This is a genomic window from Saccharopolyspora sp. NPDC002376, assembly GCF_053593195.1.
Genome location: NZ_JBSFBZ010000020.1, coordinates 33,277 through 59,205, shown reverse-complemented (window position 1 = coordinate 59,205; position 25,929 = coordinate 33,277). Strand labels below are relative to the sequence as shown.

25 protein-coding genes are annotated in these 25,929 nt (G+C 70.0%); 9 read left to right on the top strand and 16 right to left on the bottom strand.

The window, feature by feature from the left end; genetic code table 11:
• The first annotated feature begins 87 nt into the window (after window positions 1-87).
• From ACWCO2_RS15980 to ACWCO2_RS15965, 4 genes are all read left to right on the top strand, one after another.
• Window positions 88-1,722: a TIGR02677 family protein gene (locus ACWCO2_RS15980; RefSeq protein ID WP_450128483.1), complete on the top strand. Its 1,635-nt coding sequence runs from the start codon at window positions 88-90 to the stop codon at window positions 1,720-1,722.
• A complete protein-coding gene (locus ACWCO2_RS15975; RefSeq protein ID WP_450128482.1) occupies window positions 1,719-2,933 on the top strand; it encodes a TIGR02678 family protein in 1,215 nt (404 codons plus the stop codon). The genes ACWCO2_RS15980 and ACWCO2_RS15975 overlap by 4 nt, the downstream gene beginning before the upstream one ends.
• Window positions 2,930-7,027: a TIGR02680 family protein gene (locus ACWCO2_RS15970; RefSeq protein WP_450128481.1), complete on the top strand. Its 4,098-nt coding sequence runs from the start codon at window positions 2,930-2,932 to the stop codon at window positions 7,025-7,027. Before ACWCO2_RS15975 ends, ACWCO2_RS15970 begins: the two co-directional genes overlap by 4 nt.
• A 124-nt stretch (window positions 7,028-7,151) precedes the next feature.
• Window positions 7,152-8,420: a TIGR02679 family protein gene (locus tag ACWCO2_RS15965; protein WP_450128480.1), complete on the top strand. Its 1,269-nt coding sequence runs from the start codon at window positions 7,152-7,154 to the stop codon at window positions 8,418-8,420.
• Here ACWCO2_RS15965 and ACWCO2_RS15960 read toward each other — a convergent pair.
• Window positions 8,401-8,886: an N-acetyltransferase family protein gene (locus ACWCO2_RS15960; RefSeq protein ID WP_450128479.1), complete on the bottom strand. Its 486-nt coding sequence runs from the start codon at window positions 8,884-8,886 to the stop codon at window positions 8,401-8,403. The genes ACWCO2_RS15965 and ACWCO2_RS15960 overlap by 20 nt on opposite strands.
• A gap of 85 nt (window positions 8,887-8,971) precedes the next feature.
• Here ACWCO2_RS15960 and ACWCO2_RS15955 point away from each other — a divergent pair, with 85 nt between their 5' ends.
• Window positions 8,972-9,526 (top strand): VOC family protein, encoded by a 555-nt coding sequence (locus tag ACWCO2_RS15955; protein WP_450128478.1) that lies wholly within the window; start codon window positions 8,972-8,974, stop codon window positions 9,524-9,526.
• 66 nt (window positions 9,527-9,592) lie between these two features.
• On the opposite strand, the gene ACWCO2_RS15950 is transcribed toward ACWCO2_RS15955, so the two are convergent.
• Together ACWCO2_RS15950 and ACWCO2_RS15945 are read right to left on the bottom strand one after the other, a co-directional pair.
• Complete coding sequence (locus ACWCO2_RS15950) at window positions 9,593-10,648, bottom strand: saccharopine dehydrogenase family protein (protein WP_450128477.1); 1,056 nt, start codon at window positions 10,646-10,648, stop codon at window positions 9,593-9,595.
• Window positions 10,649-10,961: 313 nt separating this feature from the next.
• Window positions 10,962-11,132: a hypothetical protein gene (locus ACWCO2_RS15945; RefSeq protein WP_450128476.1), complete on the bottom strand. Its 171-nt coding sequence runs from the start codon at window positions 11,130-11,132 to the stop codon at window positions 10,962-10,964.
• A 320-nt stretch (window positions 11,133-11,452) separates the two neighbouring features.
• On the opposite strand from ACWCO2_RS15945, the gene ACWCO2_RS15940 reads away from it, so the two are divergent.
• On the top strand, window positions 11,453-11,902 hold the full coding sequence (locus ACWCO2_RS15940; protein WP_450128475.1) for a hypothetical protein: 450 nt from the start codon (window positions 11,453-11,455) through the stop codon (window positions 11,900-11,902).
• A gap of 131 nt (window positions 11,903-12,033) precedes the next feature.
• Here ACWCO2_RS15940 and ACWCO2_RS15935 read toward each other — a convergent pair whose 3' ends face one another.
• The 9 genes from ACWCO2_RS15935 to ACWCO2_RS15895 form a co-directional block, all read right to left on the bottom strand.
• Window positions 12,034-12,357: a hypothetical protein gene (locus ACWCO2_RS15935; RefSeq protein WP_450128474.1), complete on the bottom strand. Its 324-nt coding sequence runs from the start codon at window positions 12,355-12,357 to the stop codon at window positions 12,034-12,036.
• Between the two features lie 283 nt (window positions 12,358-12,640).
• Window positions 12,641-13,102, bottom strand: a complete 462-nt coding sequence (locus ACWCO2_RS15930) for a hypothetical protein (protein ID WP_450128473.1) — start codon at window positions 13,100-13,102, stop codon at window positions 12,641-12,643.
• A gap of 461 nt (window positions 13,103-13,563) precedes the next feature.
• Entirely contained in the window at window positions 13,564-15,147 is a 1,584-nt protein-coding gene (locus ACWCO2_RS15925) for an alpha/beta hydrolase (RefSeq protein ID WP_450128472.1), read from the bottom strand.
• A gap of 130 nt (window positions 15,148-15,277) precedes the next feature.
• Window positions 15,278-15,439, bottom strand: coding sequence for a hypothetical protein (locus tag ACWCO2_RS15920; RefSeq protein ID WP_450128471.1), 162 nt, complete (start codon window positions 15,437-15,439; stop codon window positions 15,278-15,280).
• 27 nt (window positions 15,440-15,466) lie between these two features.
• Window positions 15,467-16,249, bottom strand: a complete 783-nt coding sequence (locus tag ACWCO2_RS15915; RefSeq protein ID WP_450128470.1) for a putative hydro-lyase — start codon at window positions 16,247-16,249, stop codon at window positions 15,467-15,469.
• Window positions 16,250-16,307: 58 nt separating this feature from the next.
• Window positions 16,308-17,165 (bottom strand): 5-oxoprolinase subunit C family protein, encoded by an 858-nt coding sequence (locus ACWCO2_RS15910; protein WP_450128469.1) that lies wholly within the window; start codon window positions 17,163-17,165, stop codon window positions 16,308-16,310.
• Window positions 17,162-17,773 carry a 5-oxoprolinase subunit B family protein gene (locus ACWCO2_RS15905; RefSeq protein WP_450128468.1) on the bottom strand — a complete coding sequence of 204 codons (612 nt, stop codon included), beginning with the start codon at window positions 17,771-17,773 and terminating at the stop codon, window positions 17,162-17,164. Before ACWCO2_RS15905 ends, ACWCO2_RS15910 begins: the two co-directional genes overlap by 4 nt.
• Complete coding sequence (locus ACWCO2_RS15900) at window positions 17,773-18,534, bottom strand: LamB/YcsF family protein (protein WP_450128525.1); 762 nt, start codon at window positions 18,532-18,534, stop codon at window positions 17,773-17,775. The genes ACWCO2_RS15905 and ACWCO2_RS15900 overlap by 1 nt, the downstream gene beginning before the upstream one ends.
• A 7-nt stretch (window positions 18,535-18,541) precedes the next feature.
• Window positions 18,542-19,762 (bottom strand): NRAMP family divalent metal transporter, encoded by a 1,221-nt coding sequence (locus tag ACWCO2_RS15895; RefSeq protein ID WP_450128467.1) that lies wholly within the window; start codon window positions 19,760-19,762, stop codon window positions 18,542-18,544.
• Window positions 19,763-19,939: 177 nt separating this feature from the next.
• On the opposite strand from ACWCO2_RS15895, the gene ACWCO2_RS15890 reads away from it, so the two are divergent.
• Together ACWCO2_RS15890 and ACWCO2_RS15885 are read left to right on the top strand one after the other, a co-directional pair.
• Window positions 19,940-20,641 (top strand): GntR family transcriptional regulator, encoded by a 702-nt coding sequence (locus ACWCO2_RS15890; protein ID WP_450128466.1) that lies wholly within the window; start codon window positions 19,940-19,942, stop codon window positions 20,639-20,641.
• Between the two features lie 37 nt (window positions 20,642-20,678).
• Window positions 20,679-21,371: a maleylpyruvate isomerase family mycothiol-dependent enzyme gene (locus tag ACWCO2_RS15885; protein WP_450128465.1), complete on the top strand. Its 693-nt coding sequence runs from the start codon at window positions 20,679-20,681 to the stop codon at window positions 21,369-21,371.
• Window positions 21,372-21,427: 56 nt separating this feature from the next.
• Here the strand turns inward: ACWCO2_RS15885 and mshB are convergent, their stop codons facing one another.
• Window positions 21,428-22,252, bottom strand: coding sequence for an N-acetyl-1-D-myo-inositol-2-amino-2-deoxy-alpha-D-glucopyranoside deacetylase (mshB, locus tag ACWCO2_RS15880; protein WP_450128524.1), 825 nt, complete (start codon window positions 22,250-22,252; stop codon window positions 21,428-21,430).
• Between the two features lie 160 nt (window positions 22,253-22,412).
• On the opposite strand from mshB, the gene ACWCO2_RS15875 reads away from it, so the two are divergent.
• Window positions 22,413-23,327, top strand: coding sequence for an endonuclease/exonuclease/phosphatase family protein (locus tag ACWCO2_RS15875; protein WP_450128464.1), 915 nt, complete (start codon window positions 22,413-22,415; stop codon window positions 23,325-23,327).
• Window positions 23,328-23,423: 96 nt separating this feature from the next.
• Here the strand turns inward: ACWCO2_RS15875 and ACWCO2_RS15870 are convergent, their stop codons facing one another.
• The 3 genes from ACWCO2_RS15870 to ACWCO2_RS15860 all read right to left on the bottom strand — a co-directional run bounded on the left by ACWCO2_RS15870 (window position 23,424) and on the right by ACWCO2_RS15860 (window position 25,923).
• Window positions 23,424-24,380 (bottom strand): DUF3048 domain-containing protein, encoded by a 957-nt coding sequence (locus tag ACWCO2_RS15870; protein ID WP_450128463.1) that lies wholly within the window; start codon window positions 24,378-24,380, stop codon window positions 23,424-23,426.
• Between the two features lie 78 nt (window positions 24,381-24,458).
• Window positions 24,459-25,028 (bottom strand): NADPH-dependent FMN reductase, encoded by a 570-nt coding sequence (locus ACWCO2_RS15865; protein WP_450128462.1) that lies wholly within the window; start codon window positions 25,026-25,028, stop codon window positions 24,459-24,461.
• A gap of 61 nt (window positions 25,029-25,089) precedes the next feature.
• Window positions 25,090-25,923, bottom strand: coding sequence for an arylamine N-acetyltransferase family protein (locus ACWCO2_RS15860; protein ID WP_450128461.1), 834 nt, complete (start codon window positions 25,921-25,923; stop codon window positions 25,090-25,092).
• Window positions 25,924-25,929 lie beyond the last annotated feature (6 nt).

The window sequence follows — 25,929 nt, the reverse complement described above, 5'->3', positions numbered from 1 at the left end:
CCGAAACGCTACCCCGCGGCCGGTGCGCGCGATCACCGCATGGCAGGTGACCGGCCGTGTCCGCCCCACGGGATATCGTGGCGGACCGTGACGGCCCCGGACCACGAAGCCGATGTGCTGCGCGCGGGCGTCGCGGGTACCGCGGCGGACGTGCCTGCGCACGCTCTCGAGCAGACCCCCGACGACGGACAGCGCCTGCAGCTGTTCGCCTACCTGCAGGCGCCCGAGCATCGCACCTACCTGGCGATCATGCGGCTGTTCACCTCGACGCTGCTGGCAGACCTGTCCGCGGGCGAGGTGGGCGCGGCGCTGGCCGCTGCCGAGCGGGAGGGCCGGGTGGCGCCCGGCGAGTCCGATGTGGACACCGTCATCGACCGCCTCAAGCGGCTGGTGAAGTGGGGCAACCTGGTGGTGGGCCGGCGCGAGACGATCGCGTCGAGCATCGCCGAGTTCCAGCACGGCAGCGTGCGCTACCAGGTCAGCAAGCTCGCGGTCCGCGTGCAGCGGGACGTCGACGCGCTGCTGCGGGTGCCCGAGGGCGCGCGCGAGGTGTCCCGCGAGCTGCTGCCCGCCATCGACCGCGGGCTGGCCGGGATCGGCACCGCGCTGTCCGACGCGCTGACCGCAGAGAGCCGCGATCCGCGAGCGAAGGCCGCGCGGGTGGCTCGGGAGCGGCTCGCCGAGCAGGTCACCACGGTGTTCCTGCAGCACGCGGAGCTGGCCGCCACGGTTCGCGACTTCTACGCCTACCTGGGCCAGGTGGTGACCCGTCACCAGCTGGCGCCGGACGAGATCTCCGGATTCCGCAACCTGCTGGTCGAGTACATCCAGATGGTGGTCGAGGACGTGCTGCGGCACACCGAGACCATCGCCGGGTCGCTGGCCGGGCTGGCCGGGGTCCGCAGCGAGCTGCTGCGCCTGCTCGGACCGGCCGACCAGCTGGGCACCGACGTGGAGCGGGCGCGCGGGCGCACCGCGGCGGACTGGCAGGAGCTCACCGACTGGTTCGTGGACTCGCCCGGCCGCCCCAGCCAGGTCGCCGCGCTGCGCGAGGCCACCGCCCGCGCCATCGGCTCGCTGCTGGCCAGCGTGAAACGGGCCACCTCCGGCGGTGGGCTGGTTCCCGGTCGCCGGGGCGAGCTGCTGAAGCTGGCGAAGTGGTTCGACGGTGCCGACGAGGCCACCGCGCACCGGCTGTACTCGTCGGCGTTCGGGCTGCACTCGGCCCGCCACCTGCAGCCCGCACCGGACTACGACACCGACAACGACAAGGTCTCCTGGCGCGACGGCCCGGTGCTCGACGTCACGGTCAGCGTGCGCAGCCGCGGCGACCGCGGCGCCCGGGGCCGGACGTCGCGGGTCCTCGACGACCCGATGACCGAGGAAACCCTGCTGGCCCAGGCCCGCGAGGCCGACCAGAAGCGCAGCGCGGCGGTCGCCGAGCTCGCCTCGGCCGGTACGCGGCTGGCCGAGCAGCAGCTCTCCTCCGACGCGCTGGGCGTGCTGTGCGAGCTGCTGACGCTGGCGATGGCGCAGCGCGAAGGTTCCGACGAGCAGGGCACCGCGCTCGACCCGGTGCACCGGCTGCGCGTCACCGTGCGCCCGGTGGAGGGGCAGCACACCGAGATCACCAGTGCGTCCGGTGTGCTGGTGCTGCGCGACACGGTGCTGGAACTCGCCGGGGACGGCGCGATCCCGGAAGAGCAGGAGACCGCCCGATGAGCACGACGACCTTCGACGAGTTCCCGGACATCGACGCGGCGAACGTGGTCCGCTGCGCGCGCGTGCTGCTGCGCCGTCCGCTGCTGCGCGCCGACGGCACGGACGGCGCCCTGCTGCCGATGATCTACCGGCAGCGCGCGGTGCTCCAGGAGGTGTTCTCCTCGCTGCTGGGCTACCGGCTGGTGGTGGAGCGCCGCTTCGCCCGGCTGTACAAGACGGGCACCGGTGAGGACGCCACCCGCGGCGAGGCGTCGCTGACCCCGCGCGGCTACGCCTACCTGGCGCTGACGCTGGCCGCGCTGACCGGCATTGGCCGCCAGGTGCTGCTCTCGCGCCTGGTCAGCGATGTACGCGCCGCGGCGGCTGAGGCCGAGATCCCGGTCGTCGACGATCCGGCGGACCGGCGCGCGCTGACCGCAGCGCTGCGGCAGCTGGTGGCGCTGGGCGTGATCACCGAGACCGAGGGCTCGGTCACCGCCGAGTCGTCGGCGGAAGCGCTGATCACCATCGACACCGACATGCTCGGGCAGCTCGTCGCCGGCCCGCTGGCCGAGGCCGAGAGCCCCGAGCAGCTGATCGAGCTGGCCTGCGCGGCCGGGCCCCGCAACCTGGAGCACGCGGTGCGGCGGCGGCTGGTCGAGGACCCGGTCGTGCTCTACAGCGACCTCCCGCCCGAGCAGTCCAGCTGGTTGCGCGAGCGCGTGACCCGCGAATCCCGGCTGCTGGAGCGGTTCTTCGGGCTGGTCAGCGAGTGCCGCGCGGAAGGCGTGGTGGTCTGCGACCCGGAGGACTACCTGAGCGACCTGGCCTTCCCCGGCCCCGGCACGGTGGCCCGCATCGCGCTGCTGGCGCTGCCCGAGCTGCTGTCCACATCGGACCCGGACGCCGCAGGCAAGCACCCGGTGACCTGGCAGGACCTCACCGGCGTGTGCCGGGAGCTGATCGAGGCCTACCCGGCCGCGTGGTCCCGGCAGGCCACCGAGGACCACCAGGACCTGGTGCACTCGGTGGTCGGGCTGCTGCAGCGGCTCGGCCTGCTGCAGAAAGCCGACGGGAGCTGGCTGCTCAGCCCGGCCGCGCACCGATGGCTGCCGCAGCCGGACGCCACTCCGGCGACCAACCGGGAACCGGAGCCGCCACCCGCCCCCGAGCCGGAGGGCTGGTCCCTGTTTGACGAGATGTTCGACGAGATGCGAGGGGAACAGCGGTGAGCCACGAAAGCACGGAGCCCGCGGCGAACCGCTGGCGGCTGCACCGCGGCGGGATCGTCAACATCTGGCAGTACGCCGAGACGACCTTCGACCTCGACGGCGGGCGGGCGATCTTCCAGGGCACCAACGGTTCCGGCAAGTCCCGGACCCTGGAGCTGCTGCTGCCGCTGTGCCTGGATGGCGACCTGCGGCAGCTGGGTTCCAAGGGCTTCGACACGGTCAGCATCCGGCGGCTGATGCTCGACGAGTACCCGGGCGGGCCGAACCGGATCGGCTACGCCTGGATCGAGCTGCGCCGCGAAACCCCTTACGGCGGCGAGGAATTCCTGACCTGCGGGGTCGGAGTGAAGGCGTCCAAGACCTCGCAGTCGATCAGCGACTCGTGGCGGTTCATCACCAGCCGCCGGGTCGGCATCAACCTGTACCTGGTCGGCGCGGACCGGGTGCCGCTGGGTTCGGCACAGCTGCGCGACCTGCTCGGCGCCGACTGCGTGCTGGACGACCAGGCGTTCCGCGCCAAGGTCGCGGCCACCGTCTACGGCGTGCCCGCCGCCCGCTACGGCGACCTGCTGCACTTGCAGCGCACGCTGCGCAACCCCGACGTCGGGCTGAAGGTGCTGGAGGGGCAGCTGGAGCAGATCCTCTCCGACGCGCTGCCGCCGCTGGACCCGGGCCTGATCGAGCGGCTGGCCACCTCCTTCGACGATCTGGAGTCCATCCGGGAGAACATCGTCCGGCTCACCGGCGCGGACAAGGCGCTCACCGCGTTCCTGTCGACCTACTCCGGCTACGCGTTCGGCGCGCTGCGCGACCGGGCCGAGGCGATGCGCACCGCCCAGCAGAAGCTCCGGTCGCTGCGCAAGGAGCTGGCCACCCTGGAGAAGCAGGTCGCCGGCAAGCAGCACGACCGCGAGGTCGCGCAGCAGACGATCGCCGAGCTGGAGCAGCGCGAGGCCGAGCTGGAATCCAGCATCGACGCCCTGCGCTCGCATCCCGCCTACTCCGAGCTGCAGAACCTTCGCGACCGCGAGCAGCTGGTGGAAAGCGCCCGCAGCTCGGCGGTTTCCGCGCTGGACACCGCGGCCAAGCACCGCGCGCAGGAACACCGGTCGGCGGAGTCGGTCGTGGGTGTGCTGCGGCGGTTGTCCGCTGACACCGAAGCGGCCGGTCAGGCGGCGGCGCGGGCAGCTCAGCAGCTGTCCACCGCTGGTCTGGACGGTTCGCTGGTGCCGGGGCCGCCGACGATTCCGGCCGCGGAGGTGCGCGCCGAGCAGGCCGAGGTGCGCACCTCGCCGGAGCCCGACGCGGTGCCGCAGGCCGTGCAGCGCGCCGTCGCACCGCAGCTCGACGCCGATTCGCTGGCCGCGGAATTTCGCGCTGTGGTGGACAATTCGCAGCACATCGCCGCCGAATCCCGACAGCGTTCGGCGCTCACGCTGGCACTGCACCAGCAGGCCGTGGAGCTGGACACCGAACAGGACAAGGTCACCGAGCTGCAGCGGCAAGCCCGGCAGGCGCAGCTGACCTCGACCGAAGCGGCCGGGCGGCGCAACCAGGCCCAGCAGGAGCTCGCCGACGCGGCCGCGGTCTGGGTGGAGCGCGCGCAGAAGTGGACCGCCGAGTGGCCGTCCACTGTGGAGGAACCGGCGCCGGAACCGCCCGCCGCCGACGAACTCTCCGAAAACCGGACCGCGACCCGGCAGGCCCGCGAGGAGGCTCGACGCTGGGCGCGGCCGCAGCTGCACGAAGCGCGCCGTCAGGTCTCCGCCGTCGAGCAGGAGATCTCCCAACTGCGTGCGGATTCCCGCATCCGCGAGAAGGAACTGGCCGAGCTGCGCGCCGGTCACGAGCAGACCCCGACCCGCCCAGACTGGGCCGACGCCGATCGGGATCCGAGCCAGGGCCGCGCCTTCTACGAGCTGGTCGACTTCCAGCCGTCCGTGAGCGCCGACGACCGGGCCGGGCTGGAAGCAGCGCTGCAGTCCAGCGGCCTGCTCAACGCGTGGGTCACCGCCGACGGCGCGGTGCCCGGCCTGGCCGACCTGCTCGCCGAACCCGCGGACCCGAGCACCGGTGGCACCCTCGCCGACCTGCTCACCCCCGCCACCGTGACCGACTGCCCGATCCCGCCGGAGCGGGTCGCCGCGCTGCTGTCCTCGGTGTCGACCGATGGCAGCGCAGGACTGTCGGTGTCGGTCACCGGAACCTGGCGCACCGGTGTGCTGTCCGGCTCGTGGTGCAAGGACGCCGCCGAGTACGTCGGAGCGGGCGCCCGCGAAGCGGCCCGCGCGCGGCGCATCGCGGAGCTGGAGGAAGACCTGTCACGGCTGCGCGCCGAGGTCGGCGACGGCGAGCGGCGGCACCGCGAAGCGAGCGAGCACGCGGCGCAGCTGGAGCAGTACTTGGAGTCCTACCCGGAAGACGGCGACCTGCTCACCGCGCACGCGAAGCTGACCACCGCGATCGAGGCGGCAGCCGACAGCGAGCACAAGGTCGTGCAGCTGCGCGAACAACACGAAAGCGCCGACCAGCGCTGGCAGGCCGCGCACTCCGAGCTGGTTCGTTCGGCCGGCGAGGCCGACCTGCCCGCCGACACGCGGGCCCTCGACGCCGCGCACCGGGCGGCCATCGACGCCCGCAGCGGGATCGATGCGCTGCGCGATGCGATCGAGTCGCGCTGCCTGCCGACGTTGGCGGACCTGCAGGGCATCTCGCTGCACCACGACGTCGCCATCGCCGACCGGATGGAAGCCGAGACGCAGGCCGAGCAGCGCTGCGCCGTGTACGCCGAGCAGGCCACCGGCCTGGCCGAGCTGACCGAGGCCGTCGGCGGCGAGGCGCAGGAGATCTCCGACAAGGTGAGCGCGTTCGAGCGCGAACGTGCCGGGCTGCGAAAGCAGCTGCCGCAGGCGCGGGAGCAGATCAGCTCGCTGCGCGAGGCCGCGGCGCGGCTGGAAACCCAGCTGGAGAACAAGCAGTCCCAACTGTCGGGCCGCGAGCAGGACGCGTCCTCGGCCACCGAAATCTTCCAGCAGGCCCTGCGCATCCCCGGTCTGTGGTCGGCGGCCGAGGTCGCCGAGGAGATGCCGACCGACCTCGGCGAAGCCGCCGGGCTGCTCACCGACGCCGAGCGGCGCGGATCGTCGGAGGCCACTGTGCTCAACCGGCTGCAGACCCTGCAGCACTCGCTGAGCGGCAACTACGACATCACCGCCGCCGACCAGCACGGCCTGCTCACTGTGACCGTCACCGGCGAGGAAGGCCCGCAGCCGGTAGCGGAAGCGGCTCGCCGGGTCGGCGAACGGCTGGGCGAGCAGCGCGGCTACCTCAACGAGCGCTACCAGTCGATCTTCGCCGACTACCTGATCCGCGACCTGGCCGAACGCCTGCGCGGGCAGATGTCCATCGCCGAGGACCTGTGCAAGCGGATGAACGAGGTGCTCGACGGAGCCCGCTCGAGCCAGGGCGTGCACGTCCAGTTGGACTGGCAGCCGTCGGCGGCGCTGGGCGAGGACATCAAGCAGGCCATCGACCTGGTGCGCACCCCGTTCGCCGACCGCAGCGACGACCAGGACGCCCTGCTGCGGCGGGTGTTCACCAACCTCATCGAGGCCGAGCGGGACAGCACTTCAGGCGGCTACGCGGAAATCCTGGCCCGCGCGCTGGACTACCGCTCGTGGTTCGCGTTCACCGTGCGGGTCCGCGACACCGGCCCGGACGGCAAGCCGCGGGTGCGACGCCTGCGCCAGCTGTCCTCCGGTGAAACACGCCTGATCTCCTACGTGACGCTGTTCGCAGCCGCGGCGGCGTTCTACGACGCGGTCAGCGTGTCCTCCGACGGTCGAGGCCCGCTGCGCCTGGTCCTGCTGGACGAAGCGTTCGAGCGCCTGGACGACCCGACGATCGCGCGCATGCTGGGCCTGCTGGTGGACCTGGACATGGACTGGCTGATCACCTGGCCCAGCGGCTGGGGAGTCTCGCCGAAGATCCCGAAGATGCACATCTACGATGTCCTCCGCCCCCGAAGCGGCCACGGCATCGCCTGCACCCACACGACGTGGACCGGAACAACGTTGGACCGCAGCGACGTCTAGAAGAAGTCTCCGTTTCTGCAGGTCATTGCTCGTGAGTACTTTGGGGTGCTACAGCGCCTCGAAGTACTCACGTGCGTTTACCAGGGCGAACAGTGCTCTGAGCTAGATCGTAGGAGGATTTTCCGTGGGGGTTGCGGACGACGTTCGTGCTGTGTGGGGCGTCGATGCCTTGCGCGGGTTGTGGGAGCAGGCGCGGGAAGCGTTGGAGGCGCCGAAGCCTGCGGCGACGTTCCGGTTGGAACTGCCCGACGCTGAGGCGCAGCGGGCCGTGGGTGAGGTTTACGGGCGTCCGATGATGGGAATGGGCACCCGGATCAATGTGTCCAAATTGGACGCTGCTGTTCGACAGCGCGGATTCGGGTTGGGGCTCGAGGAAGTTCTGGAGATCTTGCACGGGCGGCCCGTGGTCCAGCGCGAGTCGAGCTCTCGGGATGAGCTGCAGGAGCAGACAGTCGGGACGCTGCGAGCCGCGCTGGACGAGCAGGGGCTTGCTGACGCGGATTGGGTTGCGCCGTGGATGCAGTGGATTCACCAGTACGGCCGGGTCGCCGCGGACGAACTGCCGACCGTCGCGCGGCACGCGGCCGGCGTGCTCGCCCGGATCTCCTTGGGCCGCGCGCCCGAGGTGTGGACTTCGCGCGGTGAACTCGCGGCGCGCGTCAATGCCGCATACCAGCTGGACAACGGCACGACCTTGAGCCGGGTCGTGCTCAAAGCCGCCGCGCTGGCGCACGGGGTCGAATCGCCGAGCAACGAGCGGGAACGGCGCGCGCTGTGGGAGCGCTGCGGCGTCACCCTCGACGCGGTGTCCTCGACCGTGCTCAGCTGGGCTTTGCCGCTGATCGGCCCGGATGCCTGGTCGAGCATCGTCCGGCAGCGGTCCGAGCTCGGCCTGCCGACGCACTTGACCCACCTCGACCTGCGCACCGCTCCGCCCCGGCTGGTCGAACCCGGTACCGCCGTCGCGGTGTGCGAGAACCCGCGAGTGCTGGAGTCCGCTGCGGCAGAACGCATCGAACACCCCGTGGTGTGCGTGTCGGGACACCCGTCGCCGGTCGCGCTGACCTTGCTGGGCCGGCTCATCTCCGACGGCGCGACGTTGCACCACCACGGCGACTTCGACTGGGCGGGCATCGGCATCACGCGGTCGCTCTGGGAGCACCACGACGTCCAGCCCTGGCGGATGTCAGCCGGTGACTACCGCCAGGCCGTCGACCGGGCGGCCGCGGAGCGCACCGACCTGCCGAACCTCGTCGGAACTCCGGTGCCGACCCCGTGGGATCCGGCACTGGCCGAGCTCATGTCCACCGCGGCCCGCGCCGTCGAGGAAGAAGTCGTGCTGCCGACCCTCCTCGACGACCTCCGAACCGGGCTCACAGCAGCTGGTACATGACGCGCAGGCCGACGTAGCCGTGCACGGGGTGGTGGAAGGCCTGCGGGAGCGTTGCGACGATCTCCATGCCCAGGGACTGCCACAGGGCTACGGCTCTGGTGTTGGTCTCCACCACGGCGTTGAACTGCATGGCGCGGAATCCGTCGGCCCTCGCCTGATCCAGCACGTGGCGCCCCAGCGCACGCCCGGCACCGCGCCCGGCGTGCGCCGGGTCGACCATGAAGCTCGCAGTCGCGACATGCGCGGCCGGGCCCTCGTGGTTCGGCCCGGACACCGCGGTGCCGAGCACTGAATCGCCCTCGACCGCGACCACCGTGCGTCCCGGCAGCTCCGGGAACCACCGCTCCCGGGCGCTCTGCTCGGAGATGTCGCGGTCCCAGGAGAACGTCTCCCCGGCCGCCGCGATGTCCCGCATGAACGGCCAGATCGCCGACCAGTCGTCCGGGCGCGCGTCACGAATCAGCATGACCAACAGCGTCGCCCACCGGGACCGAAGTCCGCCAACTCTTTTTCACCGCTCCCCGCACGCGGCGCTGAGGTAGCTTTCGAATATGGCGTCGGTCGTCGTGGAGTTCTCGGCGCGGGAGCCGCAGCGGCTCGCGCGTTGGTGGGCTGACGTCCTCGACTGGCACCTCGACGCGGACAACTCCGTGCACCCTTCTGGTGCCGGCGTCGAACTGCGGTTCGTGCCCAGCTCGACCACCAAGGTCGGCAAGAACGGCGTGCACCTGGACCTGCGCAGCGAATCGCACAACGACCAGAACAAGATCGTCGAGCGGCTGTTCAACGCCGGCGCCCACTTCGCCGACATCGACCAGAGCAGCGACGTGCCCTGGGTGGTGATGGCCGACGTCGAGGGCAACGAACTGTGCGTGCTCGAACCCCGCAAGGCTTACGCGCGCACCGGCCCGGTTGCCGCGATCGTGGTCGACACCGCCAACCCGCGCGCGCAGGCCCGCGCCTGGGCCGAAACCACCGGTATGGACCTCGTCGGTGACCGGGACGAATTCGCCTCCCTGCAACCAACCTCCGGCGAAGGCCCCCACCTCGAATTCCTAGCAGCCGAGGCCGCCCCCACAGGAATGCTCCGCCTCCTCCCCACCTGACCCCGGGCCGCGACGGGAGGTGGCCAATTTCTCGCGAAATTGACCGCCCCTGGGGTGACGGAGCGGTCAGCTGCGGGCTGGTTCGATGATTCGGATTCCGTGCAGGCGGCGGATGAAGTCCGGGCCGAAGGCCGTGGACGGCGTGTGGGCACCGGGTGCCGGCGGTTCGGATTGCAGGGCGTTGACCGCGCGCAGGACCGAGTCGGCCGTGAGGTCGTAGGTGTCCGGGCCGATCAGCGCCGCTGAGACGCTGCGCCCGGCGTCGTCGGTGACCTCGGCGTACACCTCGACCCAGCTGCGCGACCTGGCGCTCTTGCCGGGACCGCTCACGACAGCGCTGATCGCCGCCTTGCCCAGCCGCTGCACCACGGAATTGCTTATCAGCGCTTGGGACAACCGACTCGACCGGCGCCCCGCCCGGTCCAGTCCGGGCAGGTGGGCGAACGTGGTGATGTTGGCGATTCCGGTGCTGCGGTAGGCCGTGCTCACATCGCCCCAAGGCAGCGAGGTGACCCGCCGCGGACCGGACGGGAACAGCACCTCCCGTCGCCGCCACGCCATCGGCACCTCCCGCACCTCACCGTCGATGCGGGCGCGACCGCCCAGCGCCGCTCCCTCCAGCGCGCTCTTCAAGGTGCCGCCGCTGATCCCGCCGCTGGTCTGGAAAGCCAGGTCCAAGTGCGTCGCGGTGGGCAGTTCGGCGACGACCATCGCGGCCAGGCAATCGGTTGGCACCACGTCGAAACCGGCACCGGGCAGCAGCACGACTCCGGCGCTGCGGGCGCGCTCGTGGTTCGCGAACACCGACTCGAAAACGTCGATCTCGCCGGTGATGTCCAGGTAGTGCGCACCAGCGCGCAGGCAGCCGTCGACCATCGCCGCCGACGTCGCCGAGAACGGCCCGGCGCAGTGCGCGACGACGTCGATGCCCTTCAGACCCGCATCCACCGCGTCCGGATCCGCGAGGTCGAAGGCCCGGTAGGGCAACCCGCGCGGAGTGGCCACTTCAGCGACCTTCGCCGGGTCCCGACCGGCCAGCACCGGGCGTTCGCCGCGGTCGATCGCCAGGTCTGCGACCAGTCGGCCGGTGTAGCCGCTCGCGCCGTAGATCATCCAGCTCATCGCGATTCCTCTCCCGGGTAGCACCGATCATCCTGCTAACGAACACCGTTTTCCGGGGTCACGGGTTGCCGGGAGTTTCCCTCGATCACTCGAGCGCCTCAGAGCCTGTTGGTGGTTGCGTTGCTCAGGTGGTCGCTTAGCGGAACCTGAGAGGTTCCCTGGACTGCCGGTGCCCCTCCTGATGTATGTCCAACACACGGCGGAGGGGCCGTCCTCGCCAGGAAACCGCTCAGAACCCGCGGTCACCCTGCATAGGTGGTCCAAGCGGCTGACGCCGCCTCTCAAAACGCGGACGGCATTCGCCAACAGACTCTCAGCTCAGCGGTCGGCCGAGCGCGGTGGCGATCGCGTTGACCGCCTCCCGCATTCGGTGGAGCGGGTTGTCCACCGCAGGTTGGTCGGCCGCGGCCCGGACGGTGGTCAGCGAGATCGCCGCGCCCAGCTGCCCGGTCGAATCCGGGATCGCAACCCCGGTGCAGTGCACCAGCGGTCCGAACTCGGCCTGGTCGGGTCGGTGATGGTGCGCTCGGTGAAGCGGGTGAAGGTGTGCACGCCCAGTTCCCGGGCCAGCTCCGCGATCGTCTTGGCCACCGTCTTGGACATCCGCATCCCCATCGACCGACGCGCAAGAGTAACAGAGCTGTTGCAGATTTTGCAGCGAGGCTAGGACATGATCAGGATTCATATTTTTCTGTCTCGAACAATGCACAGAACCTAAACGGGCGACAACACGCCGAATGACCTTACTCGGCCGGGTGAAAAATTCCGCTCCAATCGACCTCGAATTGACAGCGATCAAGCCGGGTGATCGACTCCTCGATGCCCCCTGCTGGCAATTTCAACAGTCAGAAAGAAGGCATCGGAATGCGACGTTCACCCGTCATGTTCGGCGTTGCGGCCGCGCTCTCCGCGTTCGCGCTCGCGCCCGCTGTTCCGGCGATCGCCGCCGCCCCGGAACAGTTCCCGGCGTGCGCGCTCTTCGCCAACCACCCGACACGCGAAGGCGACAACCTGGTCGCCACGGGCGGGCGCACCGGCTGCACCAACACGGCGACGGTCAACGTTCGCATCGTCGTGGCCCAGAAGGACGCGACGCCCAAGGTGATCGGTGAGCTGGCGCAGAGCGGCACCGAGGTCCAGCTGATCACGAAGGCTCCGTGCAACACCGGCGGCACCGTCCAGGTCTACACTGAGACGACCAGCTCCACCGGAGCCATCTACCGCTCCGCCCCCAGCACCTTCGAGAAGTGCTGAACGTCGCCACCAGGAGCACTGCTCTTCCTGATTAGCAGTACGAGCAGCTGAATCCGGAAAAGCGGGTGCGATGCCGATCGGCGTCGCACCCGCTTTTCACGTTCAACCCCGCATCGTCGACGGGAAAGACCTCAATGGACGTTCCCGGCCCGGAAAGGAGCCGGCGTCATGCGAGAACGAGCGCGGCGTCGATGATCAGCCAGACACCGAAGATCGCGAAGAGAGCCGCTGCGCCGCAGCGGATCACCGATCAGCGCCTGCCACGCGCGATAGCGGGTCTCGAAGGTCATTGCCATCAATTGGGATTCGTCCCCGGGTTCGGCTACGGAGATCGCCACGGAACTCAGCGCAAGACCGCCCAGCACGATGAACGTCCACCTCACATCACGGCCAGGACGAAGGCGCGCAGCATCTTCGGCCCGGCATGCCATTGCCGGGCCGAAGGTCTCGCCCACCTCGAATCCAAGGCCCCGCGACCGGGTGCGCACCGAACGGGCACCAGCATGTCGACCGCGATATTGCGGACTACTCCCCTTCTCCGATCCGGAACAACATCTCCTTTCTCCGAGAAATCAAAACCGCATCTCGAACGCCGAAGTTCAATTCATTATTCCCATTCTCCAAACAAAGCTTCCGTCGCGCCGCAAACCGATCATTCGCCGAACCAATCGATGTTTCCCCGATTGCGAACCGCTGAAATTCGGAATTCGGCAGGGTCGGCCATGACCTGCGCCGATGTCAGGTCTGCCCGAGAGGCCGCCCCGGCACGTCCGGGTCGCAGCCCAGCCGGGGCAGCTGGGCGCGCACCGCAGCACGGGTGCGGCCGAGCTCCTCGGCGAGCTCCCCGGCCAACCGCGCCGCCGACTCACCGAGCGCGCTCAACCACCGCTCGCGCAGCAGTTCGCCGTCGGCATCGGTCCACGGCCGCCCGGCGTTCGGTGGGCGTGGTCGACTTCGAGAGCGCCCCGGCGGAGCGTGCAACGCCGCCAGAGCGTCCAGGGTCCGGGTCAAAAACGCGCTGGCATCACCCAAGCCGTCGATAGCGATCAGCAGGTTGCCCTCCGCCACCACGCGGCCGTCGGCGTCCGCGCCGGTGAACTCCACCGCCACGCTGGCCGGCTGGTCCTCGCCAGCGGATTCACCCTTCGCGTTGATGCCGTAGGTGTGCTGTCCGACTCGAATCTCGTCGTGAAAATCCATGCCCCGAAGCTAGGATCGGCCGCGGCGCGAACCCGGCAGTCAAGGATCGAACCGTCGCGTGTCGGGAGGTCTCGACCGGGTGAGGGGCGGCTCACAGCGGAGGTCGGAACACCAGACCCCACCCGCCCGTTGAACGGTCTGGTCGATGCGCCCGTGTCCCCCGGGCCTCAACTAACGCCTTCGCGGAACACCGTTCGGCTGGAGCCGCGTCGCGCCACTCGCCGCAGAGGCGACCGGCGCGTCGACCCCAACGAAGAAGTCCCCCGTCCCTCTCCTCGGGCGGGGGACTTTTCGTCCAATACACGGCGAACGGGCTGTCCTCGCCAGACGACGTCTGAGAACCCGCGGCGGTGCCAGCTGCTCAGGTGGGCCCGAAAGCGCCTACCGGCGCTTGGCGACACCCTGACTCGCCCGCCTGGTCAGGGTGTCGCGGATGCGGTCACCGATCAGGCCGAAAAGGCTCAGCTGAAGGGCTGCTTGTTCGGCTGGCAGACCTGGCCGGGCTCCGGAACTTCCAGGTTGATCAGGTAGTTCGTCGCGAACGCGTCCGCGCAGGCGCTGCGCCCCAGGATGCAGTGGCCGTACGCGTCGACGGTGACCAGACGCGCATTGCCCAGCTGCTGCTCCATCCGGCGGGCGAACTCGTAGCGGGTCGCCGGGTCGTAGCGGTTGCCGAACAGCAGCACCGGGTTCTCCGCCTGGTGCGTCCACGGCCCGCGGTAGACGTCCTGTCTCGTCTCCGGCCACAGCGAGCAGCCCGCCAGGTCGCTGAAGGCCTGAGAGCGGCCGAAGGTCGAGGACTCCGCTTCCCACTTCGCCGCAATGCCCGGCACCTGCTCGGGCTCGTGCGGGAACGGCTTGTCCGTGCAGTTCACCGCGAAGTAGCTGTCATCGACGTAGTCCGAGGCGGCGTCCGGCGGCGCATCGAGCTTGCCCAGCTGCGTCGGCACGTTCAGCACCGTCAGCAGTTCCGGGACCAGCCCCGGCTTCGGGTGCAGCTGGCGGTACATCGACTCGAGGTCGCTGGCGACCTGCTTGTACTTCTCCGGGTCGTACAGCGCGCTTCCGGTGCTGTCGTTGAACTGGTCGAGCGTGATCTCCGTGCCGTCGGGCATGGTGATCGGCTCTTCGCGCAGGTGGTCGCGGATCTCGTCGAACTTCGCCCGCGGATCGCCGTCGCCGAACGCGCACTTGTCCGGGTTCTCGGCGCAGCGCTGCAAGAATCCGTCCAGCGTGATCTCGAAGCCCTGCGCGCGTTCGCGGTCGTGCTCGATGCCGTCGGAGGTCCGCAGGCCGGGGTCGACGTTGCCGTCGAGCACGATCGCGCGGCTGCGCTCCGGGAACAGGTTGACGTAGGTCGCGCCCAGCAGGGTGCCGTAGGAGAAGCCGACGTAGTTGAGCTTCTCGTCGCCCACGCCCTGCCGCATCAGGTCCAGGTCCCGCGCGACGTCCTTGGTCGACATGCGCCGCAGCAGCTCGCCGGCGTTCTTCTCGCAGGACTGGCCGTAGTCCTGGTAGGCGCCCATGGTGGTGTCGATCTGCTCGACGGTAACCGGCACCGACGAGATCCGGCTCATCACGTCATCGGCCTTATTGGCTGAGTTGAAGCAGCGCAGCGGAGTGCTGCGGTTCACCCCGCGCGGGTCGAATCCGATGATGTCGAAGCGCTCCAGCACCTGGGAGCTCAAGCGGTTGCCCGCCGTCGTCGGCCGGTTGTACCCGCTGCCGCCGGGACCGCCCGGGTTCATGAACAGCGACCCGATGCGCTCGTCCGGCTTGGTCGCCGCGCGCCGCATCATCGCCAGCTCGACGGTGCCCTTGCTCGGGTCGTCGTGGTCGATCGGCACCGGATAGGTGGCGCACGTGAACAGGTGCCACTGCGTGATCGGCACCCCGCTCAGGTCCTTGGTCTTGCACTTCTTCCAGGAAACCGGTGGGGCGCTGGCAGGTTGAGCCGCGGCGGGTACCGCCAGCAACCCGGCGCCCACCAGCAGCGCGCTCACCGCGACCGCCAACTTCCGGCCCAATCGCCCCGAATGCGCCACCGCGCGAACCTCCTCGTTCCGCCTGCCAGCTCCGCATCAGGAGTCAACAGCCGGAACGGCGGCTGCCACACCGCAGAATGCACGAACCTCGAAGCACCGGAAACGCGGTATTCGGCCGAGTCCCGAGAATTCAGTCCAGTTCGGACGGTTGTGCCCGGCGAACGTGGTGCACGACAACCGACACCGCCGCCGTCAGGAGGACGACCTGCGTCAACGTGCGCGGCAACAACGCGTCCGAGGTGCCGACGAGTGCTTTGTGGACGTTCGCCGGGAACATCACCACCAGCAGCACGGCGAGCCCTCCAGCCGCCCCATCCCGCTACGGCACGAGGTAGCGGCTGTCCCGGGAGTCCGTGATGGCCATGTGGCCCGGGGCGTGGCCGATCGCGAACGGCGGCTTGGACTGCATCACCGCTGCTTGCGGGGTCACGCCGCAGGCCCAGAACACCGGGATCTCACCTGGGCGGATCTCCACCGCGTCGCCGAAGTCCGGCCGGTCGATGTCGGCGATGCCCAGCGCTTCCGGGGCTCCGACGTGCACCGGCGCGCCATGCACGGACGGGTAGCGGGAGGTCACGCGGACGGCGTCGGGCACGAGCTCGGCCGGGACCGGGCGCATCGAGACCACCAGCGGCCCGGACAGCCGACCGGCCGGGCGGCACTCGCGGTTCGTCCGGTACATCGGCACGTTGCTGCCGGCCTCGATGTGGCGCACCGGGACCTCTGCCTCCAGTAGCGCGGCCTCGAAGGTGAAGCTGCAGCCGATCAGGAACGACACCAAGTCGTCCCGCCACAGGTCGGTGACCTCCGTCCGCTCCTCGACCAGTTCGCCGTCCCGGTAGACGGTGTAGGCGGGCAGGTCGGTGCGCAGGTCCCCGGCGAAGATCCCGGCGCTGGTCTCACCGGGCTCGGTCACGTCCAGCACCGGGCAGGATCGCGGATTGCGCTGCGCGAACAGCAGGAAGTCGTAGGCGAACTCGCGCGGTAGGGCAATCAGGTTCGCCTGGGTCCACCCGGCGCTGTAGCCCGAGGTGGGCACGCGCAGTCCGGCGCGGAACGCGGCGCGGGCCTGCTCCGGGGACATCTCCTGCGGGTTCGTCATCGCAGAACTCCTCGTCATCATGCGGGCCGGATCTCACGAAACCCCGGCTGGAAGACCATCAGCTGCGGCGGAAGCGGATTCGCTGTCCGGGACGGGCTTGAGCGGCCTTGTCCAGGTCAGCGGCGACGACCACGGCGATCACCGGGTACCCGCCGGTCACCGGGTGGTCGGCCAGGAACAGGGTTGGCCGCGCCGACGGCGGCACCTGCAGTGCGCCGGGAACCATGCCCTCGCTGGGCAGCTCGTCGGTGCGGCTGCGCTCCAGCGCCGGTCCGGCCAGCCGCATGCCGACCCGGTTGCTGTCCGCGGTGACCTCGTAAGGGCTGTTGACCAGGGCCGTCAGCGCGTCCTCGGTGAACCAGTCGTGCCGCGGTCCGAACGCCACGCGCAGCGTGATCTCGTCAGCCGCGCACGCCGCCACCGGCGCCAGGTCCACCCGCGGGAACTGCTGCGGCGCCGGGCCCACCGGCAGCACCGCACCCGGTGACAGCGGTTCCGGTCCCAGCCCGGCCAGCACGTCGGTGGCCCGCGAACCCAGCACCGGTTCGACGTCGATGCCCCCGCGCACGGCGAGGTAGCTGCGCAAACCCCGGTCGGGCAGACCCAGTTTCAGGACCGCACCCGAGCGAACCCGCACGACCGAGTTCGCCGCAGCGCCACGGCCGTCCACTGTGATCGGACACGGCGCACCGGTCAGCGCGACGGTCAGATCCCGGGTGGCGCGCACCTCGAGCCCGCCGAAGGTCACCTCGATCGCCGCCGCGCCCTCGTCGTTGCCCACCAGCCGGTTGGCCAGCCGGAATGCGCCGCCGTCGGCCGCGCCGGACGGGCCGACGCCGATCCCCGCCAGCCCCGGCCGCCCCAGGTCCTGGACGGTTGCGAGCGGTCCGGTGGCGAGCACCTCCATGCAGCTCATCGGACCTCCTGGAAACGCACCCGCACACCCGGGCGCAGCAGGGCGGGCGGATTGCGGTCCGTCCGCCAGATCTCGAGATCGGTGCGCCCGATCAGCTGCCAGCCGCCGGGCGATTCACGCGGGTAGATGCCGCTGAACGCACCGGCCAGCCCTACCGATCCGGGCGGCACCTTGGTCCGCGACTCGGTCCGACGCGGCACCGCGAGTTCCGGCGGGCCACCGGCGAGGTAGCCGAAACCCGGTGCGAAGCCGCCGAAGGCGACCGTCCACACCGCACTCTTGTGACGGTGCACCACCTCGCGCTCGGTGAGTCCGGTCAGCTTCGCGACCTCCGCGAGGTCCGCGCCGTCGTAGACGACAGGCACCTCGACCAAAGAACCGTCACCACCAGCGGTTCCGTGCGGCTCCACCTCGCGCACCGCGGCCTCGATCGAGGCCACGTTGGCGCGCTGCGGATCCAGGTGCAGCAGCAACGTCCGCGCTGCCGGGACCAGGTCCTTGACCCCCTCGGGCGGCGCCTCGGCGAGCGCGGCGTAGAGCGCCTGCACGGCTTCGAGGTCGGCCAGTTCGACGAGCAGGCCCGAGTCAGCGCACCGCAAGAACCTCATCACAGACCTCGCAAGACGAACGGCCGCAGCTCGACACCACCGGCGACCAACTGGTCCCGAACGGATTCGGCGATGACCACCGCGCCCGGGCTGTCGCCGTGCACGCAGATCGAGTCGGCTTCGACGCGGATCAGCGATCCGTCGACGGCCTCGATCGGCTCCCCGGCCGCCAACCGCAGGCAGCGCTGCGCGATCAGCTCGGGGTCGTGCAGCACCGCACCGGGCTCGCGCCGCGGCACCAGCGTGCCCTCCGGTGTGTAGGCGCGGTCGGCGAAGGCCTCGCGGAACACCTGCAACCCGGCCCGTTCGGCCTGCTCCAGCCACTGCGAGCCCGGCAGCCCGAGCACCGCCAGCGACGGGTCGTAGGCGCGCACCGCCTCGACCACCGCGGCGGCCTGGTCGGCGTGGTGCACGATCGCGTTGTAGAGCGCACCGTGCGGCTTGACGTAGCCGACCTCGGTCCCGGCGATGCGGGCGAACCCGGCCAGCGCACCGATCTGGTAGATCACGTCGTTGGCCAGCTCGCGCGGCGGGACGTCGATGAAGCGGCGGCCGAACCCGGCCAGGTCGCGGTAGCTGACCTGCGCGCCGACGACCACGCCCTGCTTGGCGGCCTGCTCGACCGCGTCGCGGATCACCGTGGCGTCCCCGGCGTGGAAACCGCAGGCGACGTTCGCACTGGTCACGATGCGCAGCAGCGCCTCGTCATCGCTGAGTTCCCAGCGTCCGAAGCCCTCCGCGAGGTCCGAGTTGAGGTCCATGCCCATCTCACTTCCACAGCGCGGCGATGCCGCCGAGCGAGTTGTATCCCAAGTACAGAGTCAGCAGCCAGGCGACCGCACCGATGATCAGCAGCCACTTCGGGTAGCGGTATCCCCCAAGCAGGTCGCGGCGGCGGGCGGCGACCCACATCAGCACGCCGAAGCCGACCGGCAGGATCAGCCCGTTGAGCGCTCCGGCCAGCACCAGCAGCGTGGTCGGGGCCTGGTTGAGCAGCAGGAACGCCACCGCGGAGATCGCGACGAAGCCCACCACGAGCCAGCTGCGGGCGCGCGCCAGCTTCGGCGAGAAGGTCACCAGGAACGACACCGAGGTGTAGGCGGCGCCGACGACCGAGGTGATGCTGGCGGCCCAGAGGATCATGCCGAACAGCCGCATGCCGATCTCACCGGAAGCGTGCTGGAACGCCTCAGCGGTCGGGTTGTCCGAGGTCAGCGCCACGCCGCCGGCGACCACGCCGAGCACTGCGAGGAACAGCACCGTCCGCATCACGCCGGTCACCAGCAGCGAGACGACCGAGCTGCGGCTGACGTCGACGATCCGCTCCGGGCCGGTCACGCCGGCATCGACCAGGCGGTGCGCGCCGGCGTAGGTGATGTAGCCGCCGACGGTGCCGCCGATGAGCGTGGTGATGGCCAGGAAGTCGACGTCGCTGGGCAGCACGGCTTCCTTCAGCGCCTGCCCGACCGGCGGCGCGGAGGTGAACGCGACGAACGCGGTCAGCACGATCATCACCACGCCGAGGACCACGACGATGCGGTCCATGGCCGCGCCGGCCTTCTTGCTCAGGAAGATGCCGATGGCGATGATCGCGGACAGCGTGCCGCCGATCTTGGCGTCCATGCCGATCAGCGCGTCCAGGCCGAGCGAGGTGCCGGCGATGTTGCCGACGTTGAACACCAGCCCGCCGAAGACGACCAGCGCAGCCATCACGTAGCCGAGGCCGGGCACCACCTTGTTGCCCAGGTCCTGCGCCCGCATGCCGGAGACACCGATGACGCGCCAGACGTTCAGCTGCACGGCGACGTCGACCAGGATCGACACCAGGATCGCGAAGGCGAACGCGGCACCGAGCTGGATGGTGAACTCAGTGGTCTGGGTGATGAAGCCGGGCCCGATCGCACTGGTGGCCATCAGGAACACCGCGCCGAGCAGGGTGCTCCGCTTGGCGGCCGAGGATCCCTTCTCGACCGTCGTCGTTTCAGCCATGGCACTCCGATCAGCTGTGCACCGACCGGGGCCGGTTGGGGGAACGTCGACTTTGAGACCGCACGAGTAGGCGGTTCGAGACAACATAGAGAATTGTTCAACAATCCGGCAATACCCTGCGTGAAAATTTTCTCGTTACACTCGAGATCAACTGAACCGGCGTCATGGGGAGCTGGATTGCCAACGGTGGATCCCTGGGCGGACCTCCTGGCGGCCGACCGGTCGCTGCTCGACCGCACGAGCACGGCCGAGCGCGTCGCCGATCTGCTGCGCCAGCGGGTCATCGACGGCGCACTCGCGCCGGGCACCCGGCTGTCCGAGGAAAGCGCAGGCCGTGCGCTCGCCGTATCGCGCAACACGCTGCGCGAAGCGTTCCGGCTGCTGGTGCACGAGCGGCTGCTGGTGCACGAGTTCCACCGCGGCGTGTTCGTGCGGGTGCTCAGCGACGAGGACGTGATCGACCTCTACCGCATCCGCCGACTGCTGGAGATCAGCACGGTGCGCCGGGCGGCTGAGGCACGGCCGGAACTGGTAGCTGCGGTGGATCAGGCGGTCACCGAGGGTGAGCGCGCGGCCGCGGAAGAGCGTTGGTGGGACGTGGGAACCGCGAACATGCGATTCCACGAAGCGCTGGCGGCGCTGGCTGAGAGCCCGCGGGTCAACGAGACGATGCGTCGGTTGCTCGCCGAGCTGCGGCTGGCGTTCCACCGCATGTCCCGGCCGCGCGAGCTCCACGAGCCGTACCTGAAACCGCACCGGGAGATCGCGGACCTGATCAGCGCTGGGCAGGTACAGGAGGCGGCCGACCGCTTGGAGGGCTACTTCGACGCCGCCGAGGCTCAGCTCGTCGCCGCCTACCGCAGCTACACGCCGGAGTGATCCCGGCTCGCGGCAGCGGGGTCTAGGATCGCCGCGCGTGAGGCTTCCGCTCAGCGCCGTCGTCGAGGGTCACCAGTACCTCCTCGAGGCCATCTCCGCCCTGACCGACGAACAGGTCGCCGCTCCGTCGCTGCTCCCCGGCTGGAGCCGCGGGCACGTGCTGGCGCACCTGACGGACAACGCGCGGGCCTTCGCACGGGTCTCCGCGCACGCGCTGCGCGGCGAGCTCGTCGACGCCTACGACGGCGGCCAGCAGGAACGCGACGCGATCATCGAAGGACTCGCTGGCAACAACGCCGAGGAGCACCGCGCCCGGCTCGCCCGGCACAGCACGGCGCTGGAGGCGGTCTGGTCGCAGGCGGCGGAGTCGGACTGGAAGCGCCCGGTGCGGTTCCGCAACGGCGACCTCGCCGGGATCGTGCGGATGCGCTGGCGCGAGGTCTGGATCCACCTGGTCGACCTGGACGTCGGAGTCGGCCCGGACCGGTGGACCCCGGAGTTCGCCCACCACGCCATCGACTTCCTGCTCCCCCGCCTCCCCGACGGATTCACCCTCCGCGACGGTGATCGGACGTGGTCGACCGGCCCCACCGAGATCGCCGGCCGAGCCCACGACCTGGCAGCCTGGCTAGCAGGCCGAACCCCGCAAGAAACCCCGTCCGGCCCCCTCCCCGAACTCGGCCCCTGGCCCCCGCACCCGATCCCCGCCCAACGCCCGGCCAACAACTGAGCAAGGCGGTCGCCATGTCGTGAGTGGCGATGGCCGCCACTGCCACTCACGAGCCGTCAGGAGAGGCCGGCGAAGAGGTCTGGTTCCCAGTTGTGGGGGCCGGTGCCGGGGCCTCGGTCGCCTCGGACCAGGAGGTAGTGCTCCAGGGCGAACTCCGGGCGCAGGACCAGCTTGGCGAAGAACTCGCCGTCGTCGAGGTTGACCTGGCTGCGGTAGTGGCGCAGCGCAGCGATCTTGGCCGCGTGGAAGTCGCGGCCGTCGACCATCGCGGTCAGCTCCTCGTCCGGCACCGTGTACGGCTCGAACCCCTCCACGCCCGCTTCCTCGACCTGCTTGAGGATCGAACGCGGCAGCGTCGTCCAGTACACCTTCGGCGCCTCCCACGGTTCGCCGAGCTCCGGGGCGTAGTCCGGGTCGGCGGCCGGTTCGAGGGAGGTCATGACGGCGCGGTGCGCGGCGATGTGGTCCGGGTGCCCGTAACCGCCGTTCTCGTCGTAGGTGACCACCACGTGCGGCCGCTCGGCGCGCAGGATCTCGACCATGGCACGGGTGACCTCGGCCGGGTCGGCCGCGGCGAACGCACCAGATGCGGTGTTGCCGTCCTCGCCGACCATCCCGCTGTCCCGGAAGCGGCCCGGTCCGCCCAGCCAGTGGTGCCGGACCTCGCCGAACTCGGCCAGCGCAGCACTGATCTCACCGCGCCGGTACTCGCCCAGCGCTTCGGGGTTCCCGCGCAGGTGCGCGAGGTCGTCGGCGATGACCTCGCCGAGCTCACCGCTGGTGCAGGTCACCAGCGCAACCGAGGCGCCTTCCGCGCAGTAGCGGGCCATGGTGGCGCCGGTGGCGGTGGCCTCGTCATCGGGATGGGCGTGCACCAGCAGAAGACGACGATCGCTCATGGTGACCGAGCTTAGCCACCCCCACCGACAGCCAACGCGAAATATCCAGGCGCCGGGGAAATTCGGACGATGTTCGCCATCCGGTCAACGAAAACTGGACCGGCCCGCGAGAGGATCTTCAGAAGCAAACGAAGGAGGCGTTGTGTCAGGAGTTTCCCGACGAGGTGTGCTCGGTCTGGCCGGAGCCGCTGCGGTGGCCGGCGCGCTCGGCACCGGTCAGGCGGCGGCCGCACCGGCCGGCAAGGCGCTGATCGGCCCGGCCAAGGGCCAGCAGCTGCACGTGATGACCTTCAACATCCGCTTCGACAAGAAGGCCGCACCGCCGGACCCGGATTCGTGGCGCATCCGCCGCCCGATCCTCGCCGAGCTGATCGGCACCGAGCAGCCCACCGTGTTCGGCGTGCAGGAAGCGTTGTTCAGCCAGGTCAAGGACGTTCTGCAAGACGTCCCGCCGTTCTACGACTGGATCGGGCTGGGCCGCGAGGGCGGTGGCCGCGGCGAGTTCATGTCGATCTACTACGACACCCGCCGCCTGGAACCGCTGGACTACGACCACTTCTGGCTCTCGGACACCCCGTCGATGATCGGCTCGAAGTCGTGGGGCAACAACGTGGTCCGGATGGTCACCTGGGTGCGCTTCCACGACCGCCACAGCGGGCGCGAGTTCACCCACGTCAACACCCACTTCGACCACCAGTCGGAGCCGTCCCGCCAGCGCAGCGCGCAGCTGGTGGCCGAGCGCATCGCCGGGTTCGACGCCAAGCTGCCGGTGGTGCTCACCGGCGACTTCAACACCGCGGCGGGCAGCTCGGAGTCCTTCCGGATCCTCACCGAAGGCGGCCTGGCCGACGCCTGGACGACCGCGGACCACCAGCTCACCCCGGCCTGGGGCACCTTCGCCGGGTACGGCGATCCGGTCGAGGGCAAGGAGCGCATCGACTGGATCCTGCACAACGACAAGGTCTCGGTGCACCAAGCGGCGATCAACGACTTCCGCCGCGACGGCTACTTCCCCTCCGACCACCTCCCGGTCCAAGCCCTGATCGACCTCACCTGATCCGCCCCCTGGGTGAACACCGATACCCGTGAGCACTTTCTGGCGCTATACCCCACAAAGTGCTCACGGGCCACCACCTGTGGAAAGGACGCCCGGCTACTGCGTCGGGACGAGGGCGATCCAGACTTGGCCTGGGGCGAAGGGGATCGGGGTTCCGGTCGGGGTTGTGTAGGTGGTGCCGAGGTCTGGGGCCGGGCGGTTCCAGCGGGCTTCGAAGGCCTGGCCGTCGCGGAGCACCACAGCGCGGCCCGATCCGACGGTCTCCGCCAATGGCGAGACATTGCCCACCACGTCCTTGAACGGCGAGTCCGATACCGGAACTTCTTGCAGCACAACGGTGCTCGCCGCGAGACGTCCGCTGTCGGTCGCCACGTGCGGACGGCCGTCCATCGACACCAACCACTGCTGATCCCCCGGTGACCAGGTGAAACCCACCCGCGCCGACCGATAAGCGACCTCCTCGCCGCTCGTCGGAACCCCATCACCCGGCGCCGGACCGAACGTCAACGCCGCGCTCGGCGACCACCCCTCGCCCGCCGGCAGCTTCGACGGCCGCACGTAGAGGTTGTGCGGCGCCTGCCCCGGACCGCGGTAGAACGCACCGGGCACCGACGCCTGCGAAGCACTGACCACCGGCGCCCGGTCGATCTCCGGCAGGAGTTCCGGCGCAGCACCGGAGAACGCCAGCACGGGGCGGCCGAACTGTGGCAACAGGCGCAGATCGGTCTGCCGGGCGCTGCGCACCGGCCCGACCACCAGCGGCTTCCGGGTGCCGAAAACCGCTATCAGCCTGCTGATTCCGGCTTCCACGGGTTCGACGAACACGACGTCGGCCGCACCGATGCCGGTCGGCGGACGGGCCGGCGGTGAGTTGTCCACCTTCACCGCGAGCACCGGCGGTCCGACCGGCGGCGGCGCGGGCGGCGGTTCAGGTGGTGGCGGCTGCGGTTGCGCGATCGGCACCGAGCTCGTTCCCGCTGGCTGCAGGGCCAATCCGCCGAGCAGCACGACGACGGTGGCGACCAACGTGCCGAACGCGCGCAACCACCACATCGCCCCTCCCCCGGCGAGCATCCCCGGGTGTAGCTTCGCCCGCTACCACGGCGGCGACAAGGGGCCGACTGGCGCAGTTCAACGGTACGGACGCCGGATCCGCGCCTCCGATGTCGCCCGCGCCCACCACACGAGCTGGTCCAGCAGCACCTTCGCCGCAGCCGCCGGACCGCTGGTGTCCTCGGGGTTTCCCGTCGCGTCGAAGCACGCGCTGGCACCGTGGAAGCTGACCGTTTCGCGAACGGTCACCGCATGCAGTTCGGCGAAGACCTGCCGCAGCTGCTCCACCGCCCGCAACCCACCGGAAATGCCGCCGTAGCTGACGAATCCGACGGGCTTGGTGTGCCACTCCGCGTTCGCCAGGTCGATGGCGGACTTCAACGGCGCCGGGTAGCCGTGGTTGTACTCCGGCGTGATCACCACGAACCCGTCGGCGGCGTCCAGCCGAGCGGCGAAGTCGCGCACCTGCGGGGTTTTCGCCCCCGGCATCACCGCGGGCAGGTCGGCCTCGGCCAGGTCGATGAAGTCGACCTGCAGTTCCGGGTGCTGCCGGGCCTGCTCGGCGAACCAGTCGGCCACGGTCCGGGCGAACCGCCCTTCCCGAGTGCTGCCGACGATGATGCCCACGCGCAGTCGACTCTCGGACATCGTTTCCTCCCATGTTGATCGAGCTGTCCCGAACATCATGGAACTTCCACCTTACTCGAAGTCAACTCCGATCCACTGTGGATTTCAAAACCCGCCGAAGCGCCTCGATCTCCTGCTCCGGCAACGAGATCCCCAGCTCCCGCAACACGTCCCCGATCTGCTCCGGCGCCACCTTCACGACCTCGACCTCGCCAGATGCGCACTCCACGGTCAGCTCGTCACCGACCAGCTTCCGGCTCACCCCGGGCGCCAGCCGGAACACCACCGGCTGGCCGACGAACGGAGACCTCGGGTGCGTGGCGGTGTAGTGGTGCGCCACCTCGTAGTCCGGGAACCGCTGCGGCTGCTCGTCGGAGGCGTGCAGCGCCTCCCAGCCCGACTCCCCCGCCTTCTCCAGAATCCACAGTGGACCACGCCGGACCAACCGGTGCGGCCAGCCCGCCTGGTCCACCACCGCGCCGTCCTCGAACGGCATCGGCGACAGCACCCCCGCGCCGAAGCCCACGTCGGCCAGGTAGTCGGCACCCCCGACTCGGACGCGCAGCATCATGTGCGTCCGCTGGCCGGGGCGGTCGGGCTGGACCCGCGCCATCCGCCGCTCGACGTCGAACCCCAGCTTCTCCAGCACCGCCGCGAACAGCAGCGCGTGCTCGAAGCAGTAGCCGCCGCGCTGCCGGTCCACGAGCTTGTCGTAGATGGTGGCCAGCTCGATGCCGGGGTGCTGACCGAGCACGACGTCGATGGCCTCGAACGGGATGGCCTGGACATGTGCCTCGTGCAGCGAGCGCAGCACCGCAGCGGACGGGCCCGCGACCGCGGGGTGTCCGATCCGCTTCAAGTAACCGTCGAGGTCGACGTCCTCGATCCGCCATTCGTCGTTCGCGTGTTTTCCCATGCTCCC